Annotated in this window: 18 protein-coding genes and 1 pseudogene; 12 read left to right on the top strand and 7 right to left on the bottom strand. The window is 45.4% G+C overall.

Features of this window, described 5'->3' with window-relative positions; genetic code table 11:
* A pseudogene (locus ACHA99_RS20670) lies at positions 1-249 on the top strand (chemotaxis protein); the annotation flags it as partial.
* An 83-nt stretch (positions 250-332) separates the two neighbouring features.
* On the opposite strand, the gene ACHA99_RS20665 reads toward ACHA99_RS20670, so the two are convergent.
* Positions 333-1,304, bottom strand: a complete 972-nt coding sequence (locus ACHA99_RS20665) for a LysR family transcriptional regulator (RefSeq protein ID WP_113940290.1) — start codon at positions 1,302-1,304, stop codon at positions 333-335.
* Positions 1,305-1,417: 113 nt separating this feature from the next.
* On the opposite strand from ACHA99_RS20665, the gene ACHA99_RS20660 reads away from it, so the two are divergent.
* Together ACHA99_RS20660 and ACHA99_RS20655 are read left to right on the top strand one after the other, a co-directional pair.
* The gene (locus ACHA99_RS20660) at positions 1,418-2,626 is read left to right on the top strand and encodes a multidrug effflux MFS transporter (protein WP_113940291.1); all 1,209 of its coding nucleotides are present in this window, start codon (positions 1,418-1,420) and stop codon (positions 2,624-2,626) included.
* A 141-nt stretch (positions 2,627-2,767) separates the two neighbouring features.
* On the top strand, positions 2,768-3,388 hold the full coding sequence (locus ACHA99_RS20655; RefSeq protein WP_393944716.1) for a tRNA-uridine aminocarboxypropyltransferase: 621 nt from the start codon (positions 2,768-2,770) through the stop codon (positions 3,386-3,388).
* Between the two features lie 435 nt (positions 3,389-3,823).
* Here the strand turns inward: ACHA99_RS20655 and ACHA99_RS20650 are convergent, their stop codons facing one another.
* Positions 3,824-5,944 (bottom strand): putative bifunctional diguanylate cyclase/phosphodiesterase, encoded by a 2,121-nt coding sequence (locus ACHA99_RS20650; RefSeq protein WP_393944715.1) that lies wholly within the window; start codon positions 5,942-5,944, stop codon positions 3,824-3,826.
* Positions 5,945-6,236: 292 nt separating this feature from the next.
* On the opposite strand from ACHA99_RS20650, the gene ACHA99_RS20645 reads away from it, so the two are divergent.
* Positions 6,237-6,608, top strand: coding sequence for a hypothetical protein (locus tag ACHA99_RS20645; protein WP_113940294.1), 372 nt, complete (start codon positions 6,237-6,239; stop codon positions 6,606-6,608).
* Between the two features lie 165 nt (positions 6,609-6,773).
* Positions 6,774-7,424, top strand: coding sequence for a class I SAM-dependent methyltransferase (locus ACHA99_RS20640; protein WP_393944712.1), 651 nt, complete (start codon positions 6,774-6,776; stop codon positions 7,422-7,424).
* A gap of 46 nt (positions 7,425-7,470) precedes the next feature.
* Here the strand turns inward: ACHA99_RS20640 and ACHA99_RS20635 are convergent, their stop codons facing one another.
* The 3 genes from ACHA99_RS20635 to ACHA99_RS20625 are packed head-to-tail and all read right to left on the bottom strand — an operon-like array spanning position 7,471 to position 8,829.
* On the bottom strand, positions 7,471-8,118 hold the full coding sequence (locus ACHA99_RS20635; protein WP_263197568.1) for a DUF6058 family natural product biosynthesis protein: 648 nt from the start codon (positions 8,116-8,118) through the stop codon (positions 7,471-7,473).
* Position 8,119: 1 nt separating this feature from the next.
* The gene (locus tag ACHA99_RS20630) at positions 8,120-8,449 is read right to left on the bottom strand and encodes an antibiotic biosynthesis monooxygenase (protein WP_263197566.1); all 330 of its coding nucleotides are present in this window, start codon (positions 8,447-8,449) and stop codon (positions 8,120-8,122) included.
* Positions 8,446-8,829 carry an NIPSNAP family protein gene (locus tag ACHA99_RS20625; protein WP_263220949.1) on the bottom strand — a complete coding sequence of 128 codons (384 nt, stop codon included), beginning with the start codon at positions 8,827-8,829 and terminating at the stop codon, positions 8,446-8,448. The genes ACHA99_RS20630 and ACHA99_RS20625 overlap by 4 nt, the downstream gene beginning before the upstream one ends.
* A 64-nt stretch (positions 8,830-8,893) precedes the next feature.
* Between ACHA99_RS20625 and ACHA99_RS20620 the strand changes: the two genes are divergently transcribed.
* The 6 genes from ACHA99_RS20620 to ACHA99_RS20595 all read left to right on the top strand — a co-directional run bounded on the left by ACHA99_RS20620 (position 8,894) and on the right by ACHA99_RS20595 (position 15,771).
* Positions 8,894-9,613 (top strand): ArsR/SmtB family transcription factor, encoded by a 720-nt coding sequence (locus ACHA99_RS20620; RefSeq protein ID WP_393944710.1) that lies wholly within the window; start codon positions 8,894-8,896, stop codon positions 9,611-9,613.
* Between the two features lie 338 nt (positions 9,614-9,951).
* Positions 9,952-10,296 (top strand): hypothetical protein, encoded by a 345-nt coding sequence (locus ACHA99_RS20615; RefSeq protein WP_259524025.1) that lies wholly within the window; start codon positions 9,952-9,954, stop codon positions 10,294-10,296.
* Positions 10,297-10,353: 57 nt separating this feature from the next.
* Entirely contained in the window at positions 10,354-10,812 is a 459-nt protein-coding gene (locus tag ACHA99_RS20610; protein ID WP_259524024.1) for a hypothetical protein, read from the top strand.
* Between the two features lie 632 nt (positions 10,813-11,444).
* The gene (locus ACHA99_RS20605) at positions 11,445-12,842 is read left to right on the top strand and encodes an amidohydrolase (RefSeq protein ID WP_393944708.1); all 1,398 of its coding nucleotides are present in this window, start codon (positions 11,445-11,447) and stop codon (positions 12,840-12,842) included.
* A 137-nt stretch (positions 12,843-12,979) separates the two neighbouring features.
* On the top strand, positions 12,980-14,311 hold the full coding sequence (locus ACHA99_RS20600) for a M16 family metallopeptidase (RefSeq protein WP_393944706.1): 1,332 nt from the start codon (positions 12,980-12,982) through the stop codon (positions 14,309-14,311).
* The gene (locus tag ACHA99_RS20595; protein ID WP_393944704.1) at positions 14,308-15,771 is read left to right on the top strand and encodes a M16 family metallopeptidase; all 1,464 of its coding nucleotides are present in this window, start codon (positions 14,308-14,310) and stop codon (positions 15,769-15,771) included. The genes ACHA99_RS20600 and ACHA99_RS20595 overlap by 4 nt, the downstream gene beginning before the upstream one ends.
* 75 nt (positions 15,772-15,846) lie before the next feature.
* Here ACHA99_RS20595 and ACHA99_RS20590 read toward each other — a convergent pair whose 3' ends face one another.
* A complete protein-coding gene (locus ACHA99_RS20590) occupies positions 15,847-17,874 on the bottom strand; it encodes a prolyl oligopeptidase family serine peptidase (RefSeq protein WP_393944702.1) in 2,028 nt (675 codons plus the stop codon).
* Between the two features lie 212 nt (positions 17,875-18,086).
* On the opposite strand from ACHA99_RS20590, the gene ACHA99_RS20585 reads away from it, so the two are divergent.
* The gene (locus ACHA99_RS20585) at positions 18,087-18,638 is read left to right on the top strand and encodes a hypothetical protein (RefSeq protein ID WP_393944700.1); all 552 of its coding nucleotides are present in this window, start codon (positions 18,087-18,089) and stop codon (positions 18,636-18,638) included.
* Positions 18,639-18,943: 305 nt separating this feature from the next.
* On the opposite strand, the gene ACHA99_RS20580 is transcribed toward ACHA99_RS20585, so the two are convergent.
* Positions 18,944-19,396, bottom strand: coding sequence for an Lrp/AsnC family transcriptional regulator (locus ACHA99_RS20580; protein ID WP_219251844.1), 453 nt, complete (start codon positions 19,394-19,396; stop codon positions 18,944-18,946).
* Positions 19,397-19,491: the final 95 nt, after the last annotated feature.

Here is a 19,491-nt window from a genome sequence, read left to right as displayed (position 1 = left end):
AATGCCGCGGCGAAAGCCCTTGAAGAGATCACACAAGCGGTCAACGTGATTTCAGATATGGCAGGCCAAATTGCTACCGCAGCGGAAGAACAGACTCAAGTGACGGGTGAAATAACCCAGAATACGGTTGCGATTAAAGATGTGACCGATGAGATTACCGCGTCGGCCATGGCAGATTTGGCACAGGCGAGAGGGTTAAAAGCTCGCGCTAATGACCTGAATGCGCAAGTCGCGACATTTATTCTGTAATCGCTATTCTTAATAGCGTGCCTCGATATTAGCCCGATAAAGCCTTTGCTTTGTCGGGCTTTTTACTGACCGTTTTTGTCGTGTTAAAGCATTTCTGTGGGATTGAATAACTTAGCCACACTTTGACAAATGGTTTCTCTAATCCATTTATGCCCTTGATCTTCATCATTTCTTTGATGCCATAACAACACATAGGCCATTGGCATAAATTCGAAAGGCAGTGGCAGTTGTTTGAGCGGATAAAGTTGGCAGGCGTGACGGGCAAAGCTCGAAGGCAGAGTGAAGATTAAATTGCTGTGGGCGCAAACGCTGGCTGCACCATAAAAGTCGGGTACAGTCGTGCTGATCCGGCGTCTATGCCCAAGATCGGCAAGAAAGTAATCCAGTGCCCACCAATCACTACCTTCACAACGAACCTGCACATGGGCCATATCGAGGTAAAGGGGTAAATTCCATTGTTCTGAGGTGAGCGCCGCCATCAGCGGGTGATCCTCTCGCACTAAGCAGACTTGTTGATCGGTAAATAATGTTTGATAGGCAATCCCTTCGGGCAGGCGATCCACTTGAAAATCCGACAGTGGATGCAAATCTCGCCCTGAAATGCCAAAGTCGATTTGCCCTTGCTGCAAATCCTGCATCGATTTTTCGGTCCAGACATAGGAGTCGAGTTTGACGTTGGGTGCCGTGGTCAGCATAGGGCCGATAAAATATGGGATTAGGGTTTCATAGGCGCTTTCCACCATGGCAAAAGAAAATTGTCGATTGCTACTGGCAGGATTAAAGGTCGGAGGCTGAGTGAGTTGATACAAGTCTTGCAATATATTCGGCAGTTTTTGCCCAAGAATGAGGGCGTGCGCGGTGGGTTTTAAGCCATGCGCCGTGCGCTGAAATAGAGGATCATCTAAGGTTTCTCTGAGTCGATTTAAGCTCTTACTGAGGGCTGACTGACTTATATGTAATCGGCTGGCGGCGCGAGTGACACTTTGCTCCTCTAGCAGCACTTTGAGTATGACCAGCAAGTTCAAATCGATTCTGGCTAAGTTGTCGATATTCACAGATATTCCTCAGAGGAAATTTACTTTGGAAATTATACCATTTCTGTTCATACCTTGAGTTAATTAAAATAGCGCCCACTGAAATACCTTTCCCTGATCAACTGAGATTATTTATGCGGCGCAATCTGTTACCTATCCTGATGTCTATGGTGCTGCTCAGCCCATTAGCCATCGATATTTATTTACCTTCAATGCCAACTATGGCGACAGAATTCGCCGTATCTGCCAGTGATGTGCAATCCACACTCGTATTGTTTTTATTCGCCATGGGCTTAGGCCAAGTGTTGATTGGGCCATTAGCCGACCGTTATGGCCGCCGTCCTGTGGCCATTTTCGGGGTCTTACTCTACGGCGCAAGTAGTCTTCTCGCTGCCGCGGCCATCGAGTTTCATTGGTTACAGATTGCTCGTGTGCTGCAAGGTTTAGCCGCCTGTTCAACTTCTATCGTGGTGTTTAGTGCGGTGCGCGACTGCTACTCACAAAAAGAAGGCGCTAAAATTTACAGTTACTTAAATGGTGCGATTTGCGTGATCCCAGCTTTAGCACCAACCTTAGGTGGCTTGCTAGCGATGCAATTCGGCTGGCGTTCAACTTTCGTTTTCATGACGTTATATGCCATGTTGATGATGCTCGTTGTTGGTTATCGCTTACCTGAGACTCGTCCAGCCAACACTGTTACTACTGGCCCACTTTACCGTTGGGGTAGATTCAAACCTGTACTCGGTAACACCCACTTTTTGTTTTATGCCTTTGCTTGTATGTCGGCTATGGCGGCTATTTTGAGTTATGTGTCTTATGCGCCTGTGTGGTTGATTGGGCATTTAGGGGTTTCTGAGCTGGCGTTTAGTGGTTTATTCGGGCTCAATGCTGTGTTCAATATAGTGGCCTGTTTTGCGGCACCGATCGTTATTCGCAAACTGGGTAATCGTCCAACGGTTATTTTGGCTCTGTCTTTACTCGTTTTGTCTTCAGTGGCGACAGTGGCGGGCCAACAGTTTGGCCCAAATACAGGGATGGCAGCAGCTTTTAACTTCATGTTACCTATGATGTTGTTATGTGTGGGATTTGCCTTCTTACTCGGCCCCGCGACGAGTATGGCGCTGTCAGCTTTCGGTGAGCGAGCGGGGACTGCCGCGGCTATGCTAGGTTTTATTCAGATGAGTGGTGCATCCGTTTTAGCTGGACTTATACAGCAAACGAATTTAACTGCACCTTACGCAGTGGCACTCGTCATGGGCGTGTTTTCTATCGGTTTATTGTTGATGATGGCGCTGAGTCGATTCGACCACTGGCACCAAGAGCAGTTAGTTGGCGAGCATTAGTTCGCGGCACTGATTAATTACAGAGTACACCCTTTACCCACAGTTTGTTTGACCGCGAACTGTGGGTATTTTTTATTGTGTCTAATACCCTTTTATCCTTTGGTATACTCGTAAAATAACTCACTAAATCGAGGGTAAAGCTTGTCCCGTCACTATTGTGCTATCTGTCGTTATCCGCAAAATGCTTGCTTATGTGCGAGCGTTCAGCCTATCTCTCCAATAACTCAGTTGGTGGTTTTACAGCACCCGAGTGAAGTCGAGCATAAGAAGAATAGTGTGCGGGTATTGAGTCTTGCTGTACCTAAAACGCAAGTTTATGTGGGTGAAAGCGAGTCTGATTTCAACGGTTTACGGGAATATTTAGCGGCGTGTAATAAGCCTATTTATCTCGTCTATCCCTCTGCGTTAAGTGTAAGTGTTGAACAGCAAAGTATTAATCCTGATTGTATATTGCTGTTGCTCGATGGCACTTGGCGCAAGGCATTCAAAATGCTGCAGCTGAATCCTTGGTTAGCCCAGTATCCTGCGGTGCATTTGGCTGAAGGTTATGAATCGCGCTATCGGATCCGTAAATCGAGTCGTAGCGATAGTTTATCGACCTTAGAAGCTTGCGCTTATATGTTAAGCGCCCTAGATCCTACCCTTGATGTTCAGCCGTTAATGATGGCATTTGATACTATGGTGGAACTGCGGATTAAGGCGATGCCGAGTACAGTGCAGGCTCGTTATCAGAACTCAAATGAATCCAATGGTAAGGTATAGTTGATGGGGTTAAGGCTATTGAGTCTTAGATTTTTTAAGTATGAATTAGTGCTTTTAAGTTATTGAGTTTTGAGACTCCGTACGAATTAAAATAGTCAAAATCTTATTCAGATCACGCTAACGTAATGTGAAATACGGTTTAATAACTGGGATTCATTTGCGCAGCAAATGATGAGATAGCTTTGCCAGCCAATTGCTTTGCAGGGGAGTGATTCCATTCATTACTATTAGTAAATGGCGTGCTGGCAGGGCTATCGAGCTTAAATCATATGTTTTCTGCAAGAAAATCTTTCCCCTTAGTTCGCGCCCCATCAAAATATTTCGATAAAACCTTAGCGAAATCTTTCGTTTTCCGTTGTAAACGTTTAGAGCGATAATTTGGTACGCAAGTCGGATTATCGAGCCGATGCGAACATCGGCAGTCCTAAATCTGTTCTAGGCTAAGCGTTTTTCAGCAAGAAAGGCTTGGGTGAAGTTTTCAACTGAACTCGGGTAGCCAAATAGAAATCCTTGGGCGAAACCTTGGCCCATGTCAGTCATTATGTCTTTTTGTTGTTGAGTTTCAATACCTTCTGCGACGAAGTGAATGTCGAGTGCTTGTGCGAGTTGCACTATAGCATTGCAGAGCTTTTGTCCTGAGACTTCGTTTAAGCGCAAGGCAAACTCGGCATCAATTTTGACGCTGTCTATTGGCAAAGTCCCTAAGCGACTGAGTGACGATAACCCAGTCCCAAAATCATCGATGGCAATGCTGACACCTAACGCTTTGATACGATTGAGTGTGAGTCTTGCTTGCTCCGGTTGTCGTAACAATGCCGATTCGGTAATTTCTAAAATCAGTGCTTCAGCAGGTAACTTCGCCATTTCTAAGGCATTTATCACTTGGTCGATAAAATCTAAGTGTTCTAATTGCAGTGGTGACACATTGACTGAAATTCTAAAGTCGGGTTGATAATGTGCTCGCCAGAGGGCCGCTTGTACACAGGCCTGTTCTAATACCCATTGGCCAATGCTGACAATTAATCCTGTTTCCTCAAGCAGTGGCACAAAGTCGGCAGCTTCATAATATTCTGTCGGTGACTTTTGCCAGCGGAGCAGGGCTTCGGCAGCAATAGTTTGATTTGTGTGTAAATCGACTATGGCTTGATAAGCGAGAGTGAATTGTTTTAGGCTATGCGCATGCCTTAGGTTATTGATTAACTGTAATTTTAACTCGGCTGCTAGGCTCATTTCCTTATCGTAAAACACGAGATGCGGTAAGCTCTTTTTAGCGCAATACATGGCAGTATCGGCAAGACTAATCAGTTGTCCCGCTTGGTTACTGTGGGTAGGAAATAGCGCAATGCCTATGCTAGTGCCGAGGAAGAACTTTTGGCCTTCAATTTCAAAGGGGCTCTCAAATAAGCTGAGAATCTGCTCTGCAAACAGCTGAATTTCATCTTTACAGCTACAGTCTTGCAGCACTAAGGTAAATTCATCTCCTCCCATACGGGCTATATCGGCCTTTTCGATGCAACCCGCCTCGAGTCTGGCTGCGACGAGTTGTAATACTCTATCGCCCATGGAGTGACCGAAGCTGTCATTGATATTCTTGAAACCATTGAGATCTAAAAACATCAACGCGCCCAGTGCGAGGGGATCTGTTTTAAGTTTTTCGAGGGCACTATTGAGGATCTGTTTGAGATGGAACCGGTTAGGTAATCCAGTCAAGGTATCGTACATAGCCCGAGTTGTTAGCTGGGTTTCTAATAGTTTTTTAGTACTAATATCACTGAAAATATTCACATTATAATGAGCATTATCTTCAGTGACGATTTTACGACTGCTCTGCCAAGCAGGAAAGTTACTGCCATCTGAACGTCTTTTCCACGTTTCGCCCTGCCAAAATCCCCTTTGTTTCAAGGCGATTTGGCATTCGGTTTCTTCCCCCATATTATGGGTTCTTACCTCTAAAAATTCAGGGGTTTTACTGATGAGCTGCTCAGCGCTATAGCCGCAAATACGGCACATTGCTTTATTGACAGCCAAAATTTGATTATCAGTGTCAGTGATATACACAGCTTCGGCACTTTCTTCGAGCGTGGTCGACAAAATTTCTTTGGGAATATGAGCAAAACCATCAGAAATCGTTTCGCGCATTTGATTGCGGCGATTAAGAGCTTGTAATTCAACGAGTACCACGGGCTGTTGTTGCAGATAACAGCGATAGAGATTAATTCGAGTCGGCAGTTCATTGCCTTGTTGGCTCATGTGCAGCCAGTTGAATTCAACATTATTGCCAGCAATGGCTTCAAGGATCATTTCCCGCGCAAATTCAACACTATTGCGGCCTGAAGATTGGATCCTCGGAGAAAAATCATAGGGAGTCGCATTTACAAAAGCATCGTATTCAGTCTCAAAATAACTGAGGGTGGCTTGGTTGGCACTAATAAAGCTAAAGCCTTGAATTAAGGCTAAGGGGGTTTTATGGGGATGTGCTTGCCAGAGAGACAGCTTTTCTTGCAGTACAGGATCATCTGTACTGAGTTTCTTAAGTAAGTGTTGCCATCTGATCATTCAGGATACTCCCTTGTGACGCAAAATAGTCACATCCCATTTTTAGGTCTTCGTTGAACACGAAGTTGCCCAATAGTACATCATTCCAATGGGGTTAAAAATAAACCTAATTGTTGTTTCACTCAAATAGAAACTTAAAAAGTGTAGTTTAAGACTTGTATTCAAGCATATTTTTTAAGAACACCTGCTGCATATTTCAAGCTTAGGCAGATTTTATGCTATGTTTTGCACATCTTGCGTGAATTGGCTTTTATCATTGATTCATTCAATTATCGAATAAAGGAGACAGGAAATGGCGTATTTATTTAAAGTGTTAATCTCTAAAATATTAATATCGCTAGTCCTCATCTTTAGTTTTCATCTCGCGTTAACAAATGCCGCCGAGGCGCCAAAGCCTAGATTGACCCTAGAGCAAAAAGCCGATAAGGCACGCATCGACTCACAGCGATTAGAACAGGCTCAATTAGAAAAGGCCCGTCAAGCCACTAAAGAGACGACAGAGCGGGAAGATAAAATTAAGCAACAATCCCAAACCAACGATTGGGAAGCGCAGCAAAAACTTAAGGCACAAAAACAGTTCGACGAAAGAGAAAGTCGCGAGCAAAAATATTTACGGGAAGCAAAAGAAGCCGCCGCAAAAGAGCGTAAAATCCCTAAACCTTAATCAGGCCATCGATATAGTCGATTTCAGCTGGTCAGTGCTAGCATTATTTGTGGGCATTACGACTATTCTCATTACTATGCACATTACTATGCACATTACTATGCACATTACTATGCACATTACTATGCACATTACTATGCACCTTACTATCCCTAGGAATTGTTGTTGAATATCTGCCCCTTATGTCATGGCGTTGAATTACTCGCTTATCATCAAGATAGGAAGCGCAGTTACCTGCAATGCCAAACCTGCCAACTGGTGAGCGTGCCTTCTGAGTTTTATCTTTCGGCCGAGGCAGAAAAAGCCGAGTACGATAAGCACGAGAATCATGCCGATGATCTCGGCTATCAAACATTTTTAAATCGCACACTCGAGCCACTACTTAGCCGTGTTAGCATTTCGGCCCAAGGGCTCGATTTTGGCTGTGGAGAAGGTAAGGCATTGAGTCTAATGGCAAAGGCGCGCGGTTATCAGATAGATAATTACGACCTTTATTACGCCAATAATCCCGAAACATTAGCCCGCCAATACGACTTTATTACCTTGACCGAAGTCATTGAACACGTGAGTGGTGCCGCAGGTTTGCTTACTCAGCTCGATAGGTTATTAAAACCTAATGGCATTTTGGCGGTCATGACCAAGCGTGTGCAGGATAAAATCGCATTTGCCCGCTGGCACTATAAAAACGATCCCACCCACATCAATTTTTACGCCGAAGCGACTTTTGAGTGGATCGCGCATCACTATGGCTGGCGATTAGAAATCATCGATAAAGACGTAGTGTTCTTATATAAAGAGATGCATAAAGTAAATTAATGCAGTCGTAGCGGTTTAACTAAAATCATTTCCTTTGCAGCTAAGGCTATGTGTTGGCGTGATCCGCTAGTCGATAACGCCGACGTATTTCATCCACTAGACGATAGCGGGAACTTCGGGATTTTTCGTGCGGCGCAAATGCAGCGCTGACCTCATCTAGCAGCGTGACTGCCGTTGTCAGTTTGAGTAACTCGTTATGACTCAGCTCGTCTTTACTGGTTAAAGCGTTAATTGTGATTATGGCGAGTTCTTTGGCGGCAATATCTTCCGGTAATCCAGATTGAGTACATAAGCCATAGGTGCCCGCTAGGAAATGCTCCCATTCCTGCTGTATATGTTGCGCTAGATTGGTGTCTGGAATCCGCTCGAGGCCGTTGCCTTCTGGGGCGGTTAATTTTTCAATGGCTTCAAGATAGCGCCGCTGAAAGATGGGATAAATGTCTGTGTCTGTATCGAGTTGATGCAGCATAGTTAACCAAGCGCCATAGCCTTTGGCATAGTATTCAATTGCCAGCTGTTCATTATGTGTGCCAAAGACGGAATCGCAAACTATGCTGAGCTGCAGTCGATAGGAGCATGCAGGCATAACGCCTTGAGTTTGGTAGTTAATCAACCTAGCTTCTGTCTGCCCTGTCACTTCGAGCAGTTGTTGCCGAGTATAAAAATGGGCGTTCAGATACTCAAGTAGCAGCATATCAGTTGCTCCTTGGTGCCTGAGCACGGTCGAACATGCCATAGTCACGAACAACTTCGGCAACCCGCAGGCGATAATCGGCGAATAATTGTTCGCGTCCTTGAGTTTGTGCCTCCCGGTGATATATCTGTTGTCGCCAAGCTTGTACCGCAGCCTCATTCTCCCAGAATGACAGCGATAATAAGCGTTCGGGATTGACCATACTCTGAAACCGTTCGATTGAAATAAATCCTTCAATGTTACTCAGGCTCGATTTCAGGTCGGCGGCTATCTCTAAATACTTTTCTTGGCAGCCGGGATTCGGCACGACTTCAAAAATAACTACCATCATAGTTTTGTCTCCGCAGCTCTTTGATAGGTATTGGCTATCGGCTTTAGGAAACTGCGTTTTTCACTCAAAATAAATTCTCCTTGCTTGGCCAACTGAAAATTTGCCTTGCCTGCGGCTTCTGTCTTCAGTTTGTCTCTATAGCGTTCATAGTGGGCCAGACTATCGAAGCTAATGAGACCATATGCAGTGTCATTGGTGCCTTCGTGTGGCAGAAAGTAGCCAAGGAGTTCGCCACCGTAGGCTGGAATAATATCGCCCCAGTTTTCAGCATATTGGGCAAATTGTTCCAATTTGAAGGGGTCTATTTTGTATTCGATAAAACAGGTAATTTTCATAGTGTTTGGCGCCATTGACTTGTGTGGTAAAGGTTTTAGCTGCATTGTAATTACCTGAAAACTTAATGCTTCGATGGTTATCGAACTGTCCCCGAATGAGATTACAAGCATGGAACCAAATATTGCCTTTATTGCCAACTTGATTGGTGACGCCGCCCGCTCACGTATGTTGATTGCTCTTATGGGCGGACAGGCATTGACGGCGACAGAACTGGCTCTTGAAGCAGACATCACACCGCAGACTGCCAGCAGCCATTTAACTAAGTTGGTTGAAGGCGAACTATTACTCGTGCGTAAGCAGGGGAGGCATAAGTATTTTCAGCTGCAGAGTCGCCAAGTGGCCGAACTGTTGGAAAGTCTGCTCAACATGAGCGTTGCCATTGCGAGCCCTAAGGTAATCCGTGGGCCCGCGGACCCTAGATTGAGACTGGCTCGCGTTTGTTATGATCATCTCGCGGGTGAATTGGGGGTTGCACTTTACGACAGCTTAAGTCGGCAGGATTTGATCGTCCATGAAGGGGGCGAAACAAAAATCACCGCAGCAGGGATGACCTTTTTTGCCAAACGTGGCGTAGAACACTCGTTGCTGGGTGCACCAGATGATGTATTCGATGTACCGAAAAGTCGTCAATCTCGCCGTCCTTTATGTAAGTCATGCCTCGATTGGAGCGAGCGTCGCAGTCATCTTGCTGGTGTTCTAGGTCAATGGGTTCTTAAGGATATTTTGGCTAAAGGCTGGGCAGAGAAAGCCCTCGACACCCGTGCCCTACAATTTTCAAGCCGAGGGTTGAAATCCTTTCGTGCTGACTATGGCATTGCGACAAAATAGACAAGGTAAATTGGTCTATTTTACCAATGATATATAGCGTCTTGGCCTTGTTTAACAGCGCGCCGCCAGTCCGATGGTTTGAAGAAATTTATCAATAAAAATATGTGACCTGAAGGTTTTTATAAAATGTCTTTAGGACGAGGTTTAAATACATGGTCGTTAAAATCCGTGAATCAAACTTACCTAGTCTGGTTCTCTCAATGAGGTAAACACTCATACGCAATAATGAAATGATATGCGCCAGTAAATTATCACCGATATAATTTCTAATTGTGTCTTTTGTTATGAAAAAATTAGATAATATCTCGAACGAAAATACCGTTAGGATATAGAATATCATGAACTTAAAATCTTTATTATCTACATGCCTTTTGGTGTTTCTTTCTGGCTGTGCCGCACCTACGTTAAAGCTAGTAAATCATGTTGGTCCAGTAACGTATGATGCGACTTCAGAATACAGCAGCAAACATACTGAACAAGGGTTTATTGTTGTAGCTTTTCGTAGTGTTCATAGGTTCCTCCCTGATACACAAGCTGATTACCAAGAGTGCTCTGATGTACTAAATTCAGTAGCTAAAGAGTATACCCCTGTATCTTGGAGCACAGTGAATATAACGGCTCATGAATATAATGGTGTAACTGGTATCGCAAATACTACGTGTACTTATACATATAAAACATAATATTACTCACTCTGACTACGATGTGAAAGGCGTTAACTACTCAAGGGGAATGTTAGGTTGTTAGATAAAGTTGAGTTACAAAAAAATTATGAAAAAGCACTGTTTAGTGCACTAAAAGAGTTTCAGTTTGTAGAATCTATTCTCAGAAAATATATCACTACTTCGTATGATGTTATTCGATTGAAAATTCAAGATTCAGAGACGTTGTCTTATGATTTTAATGAAAATAATATAGAAAAAGGGGGCCTTCAACGATTAAATACTAATTTCCGAAAATTATGCAAAAATAAGGAATTAAGTGCCAAAATTAAAAAAGCATGTGACGCTCGAAATCAGTTGGCACATGACGCCTTTTTTCAAAATTTTCGTGATCAAATTAGTGGTATAAGTAACGAAGAACTTCATAGAAAAGGTTGCGAAATATATGCGCAATCAGTTGAAGTTAGCCAAATTGTCACCGAATTACTTAGAGAGCTAAAAGTATTAGAACTTGAATATGAGCAGCTACCAAAGTAATCAAGGTGACGTTTTGGAATGATTTTGGCGTGTTTTGCTGGCTCTGCGTGGGACTCCTGGCGCTATCACATAGGAATTTTTATGCTCTCTAGTCCGCAACTCAGCAATTTGGTGTTGAAAAATCTAACTCAGAATTGCCTCAAACTAAGCTCGTGAATCACTCTACCCCAGACGTGATTCACGTCAGCCGCTAAACCACGTCCTATTGCCCAGTTTGCGGCTATTCTGGGGCGTTTTTCCCCTTAAGATGAATCAAATCTCTAGAGAACTGATTCAATGCGAAACAAGGGAATGCATATCAGCCTATGGTCGTGCAAATTTGCGCCTAAAGAACTGCGTGATTCATCCATTAATAGATGTTGTGGATGAGAAATAAGCTAAATATGTACGCCGGAATTAACGGCATTAAGCACTGTCATGGAAGTGACCGTCCGTGGCATGGATGCCACGTTCGAGCATCCATGGACGGACTGGCTGCGAGTCACTGTAGTGGCAGTGCTTAATCTCTATTGCTGACGGTTTTTAGTCCCTAATACCTGTTGTGTTATTTACCTTCATCATTAAATCTATTAACAATTCCTCCTTGTCCGTGTAGTTTAGGTAGCTTATAAAAACAACAATAGGCTATCGCTATGACTTTACCCTCTGTATCACTTGCTGCATCAACATCATTTGAATTTAAGCCCCTAGTAAATAAATCCCGTTTTTCCAAGACCTTACTCGCGTCGGCCTTAGCCTTGAGTTTTATGGGCACGGGTTTTAATTCGGTACAAGCGGCGACCAGTGCTATGCCGGATGCGGCTAAGTTGGCGGCGGGTGTGGAGCAAAAGGTGATCGACTGGCGTCGTGATTTGCATCAACATCCTGAGTTGTCTAACCGTGAGTTTCGCACCAGCAAGATTATTGAAAAACATCTGAAATCCTTAGGATTAGAAGTACAAACGGGTGTGGCGCATACGGGCGTGGTGGCCATTTTGAAAGGCGGGAAGCTGAAAGGCGGCAAGCCCGGTCCCTTGATTGCGATTCGGGCGGATATGGATGCCTTGCCTGTGACTGAGGTGGTTGATTTGCCCTTTGCCTCTAAAGCGACCGATACCTATCGTGATCAAAAAGTGGGGGTGATGCATGCCTGTGGGCACGATACCCATGTGGCAATGTTGATGGGCGTGGCTGAAAACCTCGTGAAAGTGAAAGACAGCCTCGCGGGTGATGTGATGTTTATCTTCCAACCTGCCGAAGAAGGCGCGCCAGACGGGGAAGAAGGCGGCGCAGAATTGATGCTAAAGGAAGGGCTGTTTGCTAAGCGTAAACCTGCCCAAGTGTTTGGTATGCATGTGACCTCGAGCATGCCGAGTGGCATGATTGGCCTACGCAGTGGCCCTGCGATGGCGAGTGAGGATTCTTTTACCATCAAAGTGAAAGGCCGCCAAACCCACGGTTCGCGCCCTTGGAATGGGGTCGACCCTATTGTCGCTGCGGCGCAAATTATTACCAATGTGCAAACGATCGTCAGCCGTCAGGTGGATATCACTAAAGCCCCTGCCGTGGTGAGTTTTGGTGCGGTTAATGGTGGCATACGCTCTAATATTATTCCCGATGAAGTCGAGCTGATTGGTACGATTCGTACCTTCGACCAACCCATGCGCGCCGATATTAAACTGCGTTTAGCGCAAATGGCCGAGTTATCGGCAAAAACGCTTGGTGCGACTGCGACCACAGAGATCCACCAAGGTTATCCTGTGGTGGTTAACAATCCCGAATTAGTCGCCAGTATGCGGCCCGTGCTTGCGAGCGTGGTGGGCGATAAGATGCTGATTGAACCCGGGTTAATCACAGGTGCCGAAGACTTTGCTTACTATGCCTTAGAAACGCCGGGGATGTTTTTCTTCCTCGGGGTGACGCCAAAGGGAACGGACCCTGAAACGGCGGCCAGCAATCATTCGCCGGCATTTTATGTGGATGAAAGCGCGCTAAAAGTGGGCGTTGAGGCCATGACCAAAGTGGCGTTAACGGCACTCAAAGCCCAATAAGTGGCTAACGTATTATTCCGTAAGCGCTGCGGTATAACTTGAGCTTACAAAAAATCGGCGCGGGATAAGCTTCCTGCGCTTGATTTGTTAAACAATTTACCTCTATATGTGGATATTTACAGCAAGGAGCGAACAAGATGAAGTGCACGCTATCGGCTCTGGTTTTGGCCATGGGACTTTTGAACCCCCTAAGCCAAGCACAGGCCACCACGGCAGAAGACATTAAGAGTTTCACGCTAGATAACGGCATGAAAATCATGGTGCTAGAAGATGCCTCTATTCCCAATGCCAACATGTATTTATTTTGGAAGGTCGGTTCACGTAACGAAGTGCCCGGCATTACTGGAATTTCGCACTTTTTCGAACACATGATGTTCAACGGTTCGAAAAAGTACGGCCCAAAAATGTTCGACCGTACTATGGAAGCAGCAGGTGGCGCGAACAATGCGTATACCACTGAAGACATGACGGTTTATACCGATTGGTTCCCCGCCAATGCGCTCGAAACTATGTTCGATCTCGAAGCTGACCGCATCGCTAACTTAGATATCAACCAAGCCATGGTCGATAGCGAACGTGGCGTAGTGCAGTCGGAGCGTTCCACTGGCTTAGAAAACTCTAACTGGAATGCCCTTGAAGGCGAAATCAAAGGCGTGGCGTTTTTAGCTCACCCTTATTCGTGGTCGGTGATCGGCCATGAGTCGGATATTGCCGCTTGGTCGCTGGAAGATTTAGTTCAGTACCATAAAACCTATTATGCGCCGAACAATGCCGTGGTCGTGATTGCCGGTGATGTAAAGCTTGCCCAAGTAAAAGCCTTGGCAGACAAGTACTTTGCGCCTATTCCGGCACAGACTCCGCCTAAAGCGATTCGCACTGTCGAACCTGAGCAAAAGGGTGAGCGTCGCACCTTTGTGCAGAAGGCATCGGTCAGCACACCTAACGTAATGTTGGCGTACCATATTCCGGCGGCAACCCATGCGGATTTTTATGCGCTGGACTTATTAAGCTCGATTCTAAGCCAAGGTAATAGCTCGCGTTTATATCAATCATTGGTTGATAAACAAGTGGCCTTAGAAGCGCAAACCTACATGCCGATGTCGGTCGATCCTAACCTCTTCTATGTGATGGGCGTTGCTACACCTGAGGTGAAAGCCTCGACGCTGGAGCATGCGTTGATTGAACAAATCGATGCGATTGCGACAACGGGCGTGACCCAGCAAGAACTGGATAAAGTTAAAAATATTAAGTTGATGGATTTTTATCGTTCGATGGAAACCATTAATGGTAAGGCTAATACCATAGGCACCTATGAGATGTATTTTGGCAGTTACGACAAGTTATTTAATGCACCTGAAGCCTATAACAAGGTGACGCCTGCGGATATTCAACGAGTTGCCCAAACCTACTTACGTAAATCGAATCGCACTGTGGCTGTGCTGGCGGCAACCGAGGAGTCTTCCCTATGAAATCGACAGCAGTGAAATCACTTAAGATGGCATCACTTGGGAAATCGTCTAAGTTAATGGCAGCATTGGCTTTAGGCACAAGCTTAGTCTTAGCGGGCTGCGCGGCGACATCGGCACCAAAGCGGGTCGATACTGGCAGCTTTGCGATGCCAAGTTACGATAAGTTTGTGTTAGATAACGGCTTAACTGTGTACTTAATGCCGCAGCGCGAAGTGCCGTTAATTACCTTAAATGCCGTGGTACGCGCCGGTGCTGTGAATGACACCACCGCAGGCGTGGCACAAATGACAGCAGAAGGCTTGCTGTTAGGTGCGGCGGGGAAATCTAAGGCAGATATCGAGCAGCAAGTGGATTTTCTCGGTGCAAGCTTAGTGGCCGAAGCGGATAAGGAAGGCAGTTATCTGAGTGCTGACTTTATGGCGAAGGACATTGACTTGATGCTGGGCTTATTTAGCGCGGCGATGTTAACGCCTGATTTTGATGCCGCCGAGTTCGATAAACTCAAACAGCGCGCGATTGCTGGGCTGCAGCAAGATAAAGAAAGCCCACGAGCTGTGATTGGTCGTTACTTCGATAAGCTCGTATTTGGTGCACATCCTTATGGCAATGCGGCTTCGGGTAACCGTGACTCACTGGAGCAAGTAACCGTGTCGCAGCTGCGCGCTTTCCATAAGAGTTACTATCAACCTTCCAATACCGCGATAACTGTCGTGGGTGACTTTGATGTGGCGACGATGAAAGCCAAGCTGACGCAAACCTTTGGTCAGTGGCAGGGCAGCGAAAAACTGGTACAACCTGATTTAAACCAAGGTTTGCCTCAGTTGACCGAGGCCAAAGTCTTGTTGGTGGATAAACCCGATGCAATCGAAACTACTTTTGTGATTGGGGGTTTAGGCATTAGTCGTGACAATCCAGACTATGTAGGTTTAACGGTAGTTAACACTATTTTAGGTGGTCGCTTCACCTCTTGGCTTAACGACGAGCTGCGGGTGAACGCGGGGCTAACCTATGGCGCGCGCTCAGGTTTTAGTCCTTATACCGACTCGGGTGTGTTTACTATCAGCACTTTCACTAAGACGGAAACCACTCAAGAAGCGATGGATTTAGCCTTAAAAACTTATGCACGTTTATGGGAAAAAGGTGTAGACCAAGCGACCTTAGATTCGGCTAAAGCCTATGTTAAGGGCCAGTTCCCGCCTCAGTTTGAAACCTCAGGTCAGCTGGCGGGGCTCTTATCAGGCATGTATCTGTACGGTTTCGATGATAAGTTTATCAATGAGTTCCAAGCTAAGGTGGATGGTTTGACCTTAGAAGAAACCCAAAGGTTAGTGAAAACTTACTTCCCGCAAAAAGATCTGCAATTTGTGCTGATTGGCAATGCGGCTAAAATTGCACCTATTGCCGCTAAGTACGGCAAAGTGCAAACCGTCAATATTAAAGCCACCGGATTTGGCCAATAAGCCATCATTGCGAGGCTTGATTCAATAAAGAAAAGGTCTGCATAGTGCAGACCTTTTGCTTTTCTGTTCTAGGTGCTATTGCGCGCCCGGCTTAGCATAATGGGTCATCCAATCTTTCACTTGGTTATACCAATAGATAGAGTTATTGGGTTTCATAACCCAATGATTTTCATCTGGGAAGTAAATCATCCGTGATTCCACATTGCGAGTTTGCAGGGTGCGGAACAGTTCAAAACCTTGTCCCACAGGTACTCGGTAATCGAGTTGGCCATGGCTGACTAAGGTCGGAGTGTTAAAGTTAGCCGCAAAGTAATGCGGAGAAATGGCTTTATACAGCTCAGGATTATCCCAGTAGTTGCCAAATCGGGTGCTGTGCACGGCAAAATCCGACGCCATTTGTGAATACATGTCGTAAACCGCAGCGTGGATCAACAAGGCTTTAAAGGGATGTGGTTGACCTAAAATAATTGAGGTCAGATAACCGCCATAACTTGCGCCACCCGCCACCATGCGGTCGCTGTCTATCCAGCTTTGCTGTTTAAACCAGTCTGCCGCCTTGAGCACATCTTCGAGGGATTTATTCTTCCAATCTGGGTTAATCGCATCGGCAAACGCTTGTCCGAAGCCACTAGATCCATGGAAGTTTGGCCATGCAGTGACATATCCCCAAGAAGCGAAGGTTTGTGCGTTCCAACGGTAATGGAAACCGTCAGTAATGGCGTTGTGTGGCCCGCCGTGAACTAGCATAAAGAGTGGATATTTTTTACTGCGATCGAATCCGGGGGGATAGTGAACCCACATTTGAATATCTTGATTTTGATATCCCTTGTAGGTCACTGATTCGTAAGTGCCTAAATCAACATCTTTGAGAATATCGTCATTAAAATTCTCTAGGCGTACCGTCTTACCATTGCGGGGATTAATGCTGACCAAGCGCGCTGGGTGCAAAAAGCTCTCGTTGGTGGCAATCAGTTCACCGTCTTTGCCTATGGCGGGTTGGCCAAAGTCAGTTGCCTCTGTAATGGCTTTGACTTTACCGTTTTTGGCATCGATATGATAAATGCGGTTAGTGGCGGCATCTTCAATGGTGGCATAAAAGCCTTTACTGTCGGGGGTCCAATTAAATTGGCTGACCGAACGATCCCACTCTGGTGTTAGCGTATTAAGTTTACGGCTATCGATATCCAGTAACATCAGCCTTGAAGTATCGGCATAGAAACCGGGGATTTTCTGACGGGTAAAAGCCAGCGTTTTGCCATTGGGGCTAAAGCTGGGATCAGCATCTGCGGCTTGATTTTCTGGGGTGATATTCTCTGCTTTACCACTGCCAATCGTCGCAAGGAAAATATCCAGTTTAGGGTCGATACGGTTGTCTGAGCCATAAGTACTGAAGGCAATTAAGCCTTCATTAGGTGAAATATCGTAACTTGAACTGCTTTGGCTCGAGCGTGGTAATTCATGGCCGAGCGCTTGCGTCACGGATTCGACTTCGCCGCCCGAAGCGGGGATCATAAATACATGGGCTTGGCGACGTTCATCTAACCAGTGATCAAACTGAGCGTAGGGCAAAGCGTTCCACTGGCGAGCGGAGACCTTATTATCCTCGTCGGCTTTTAGTTGGGTTTTCATCTCGTCCCATGTTTGATTTGGGAATACATTGCTGATGAAATACAAATGCTTGCCAACCCATTTAATACCATTTACGCCAGTAGGTATGTCGGTTAAGCGTTGCGCTTCACCCGGACCGTCCATAGGCAATAGGTAGATTTGGCCTGCGTCGTCTTCATTTCGCTCACTCACAAAGGCCAAGGTTTTGCCGTCGGGCGAAAACACGGGCTCGCTCACCTTTAACCCTTTGACTGTAATAGCGCGATTATTCTTACCTTCGCCATCAAAACGCCATAACTGGGTCGAACCTTTATCTTCCTTTAGATCATATTCTGTGACTGGCGCAATAATATGCTCACCAGAGGTCGATACGACTGGGCTACCAATACGCTTAAGTTGCCAGAGCAATTCCACCGAGAGCGGTTTACCCTGCTCCGCAAATGCTGAGCCGAATGGCATCAACAGACAGAGCAATAAGATTCCTGTCTTCTTCACTGTGAGTCTCCTTATCATACATATAGTTATAATGATTTTATTTGTAGTGCAGATTCGAGAGTATAGAAACCGAGCATGAAAGCAAACTGAGTGATAACCCATAGCGGGACGCTTTGTGTAAGCATCTGTGAATAGTTGTCGGCTAATTGTGATTTGTTGATGGCAGAATTACAGGCTAATCTAGGGTGATATTTCGGCTGAGGACTAGGTAGATGCAGAATAAAATCAACCGATTAAGACTATTATGGGGAGTGACAATTGCACTGAGTGCTACTATTCCTCTGGCTGCGCACGCGGCTAAGGTGAGTTTTAGTGAGTTTTGCCCTCAGTTTACCGGTCAATGGGTGGGCGATGCAGCCAAGGTGGGGGAAGTGCCACGAAAAGTGACTGTCACCGGATTTTGCTCCCATGATAAGCGGCAGCTGTTATTGTCTGTGAGTGTTGGCACGCGTGCGCCCTATAGTGAAACCTGGTGGTTTAGGGAGCAGGGCGAGCAAGTGTTGTTGACCTATTACGATGGCGTGTCCCAAGAGAAGCAGCAAGTCTTTAGCTTATATCGTCAAAATGGCGATTATTCTTTGCTGGGTGAGGGCGTGGTGACTGCTCGGTCTGCGTTAATTCAATTACTGTTCGAGGCAAAGGGGGCGGGTGCTCAAGCTAACGCATGGCAATGGACGCAGAATATTCAATATTTAGACGATGATGTTGATCGCTATCAGCTTTTTCGCGGGATAGAGATGACGCCAGTCGCGCCATCTCAATAAGTGTACTAACTCATACACGAACTGGCAGTTTTGGTTATGTAGTACGACTTAATCGTACAATCTCTACTTGACACCACACAACTCACTTTGGGACATATACGTGATAGATCCCTTGCTTTCATCTGTAGATTTCGAATGACTAAAGTCGGGTGAAAAACTCGTGATCAATTGCTTAGAGCAGGGATTGTGGCAGAGGGGCAACCCAGATCCTATGCTAACTTACAGGAGCAATTAATGCTGTCACAAGTGGGCTAAAATTAACTTCGCGACTGCTAACTAACAGAAAATGCTATATATCTACGATATTACAGCACATCCAAAGTCACTTTAACTCTATCCAGCACCACAATTGTTTTGAACCATTTTACGTTAGCATTATTGTGGAACATTTGATCACATATCTCCTGGAATCGTTGCATATGAGGAACTAACAGCACCAACATAAAGTCGGCATCCCCTGTTACGTAGTAACATTGCTGAACTTCTGGACCAGAAAAGTCTTTTTTTAACTGCCGAAGCGTATTCATATCGTTTTTTTCAACCTGAACTTCAACAAAAATGGTGATGACTTTATTTAGCTTATCGGGATCTAAAATGGCGGTCATAGATTGAATGTAACCGCTGTCTTTCAGCTTTTGAATACGACGCTGAACCGATGCCGTAGATAAATGAACGGCTTCCGCCAACTCCCGTAGAGGGGTTTGGCAGTTCAGTTGGAGTAACGCGAGAAGAGCATGGTCGTATTTATCGAGTGACATATTGACATCCAAGTGAGAAATTTTATCGGAAATAGCATCAACTTAGAGAGCTTATTTCAAAGGTAACACAATAAAATACAGCTAAATTACTTTTT

The organism is Shewanella sp. S23-S33, assembly GCF_043359565.1.
Taxonomy (GTDB): Bacteria; Pseudomonadota; Gammaproteobacteria; order Enterobacterales; family Shewanellaceae; genus Shewanella; species Shewanella oncorhynchi.
This window is presented reverse-complemented; position numbering and strand designations above follow the sequence as displayed.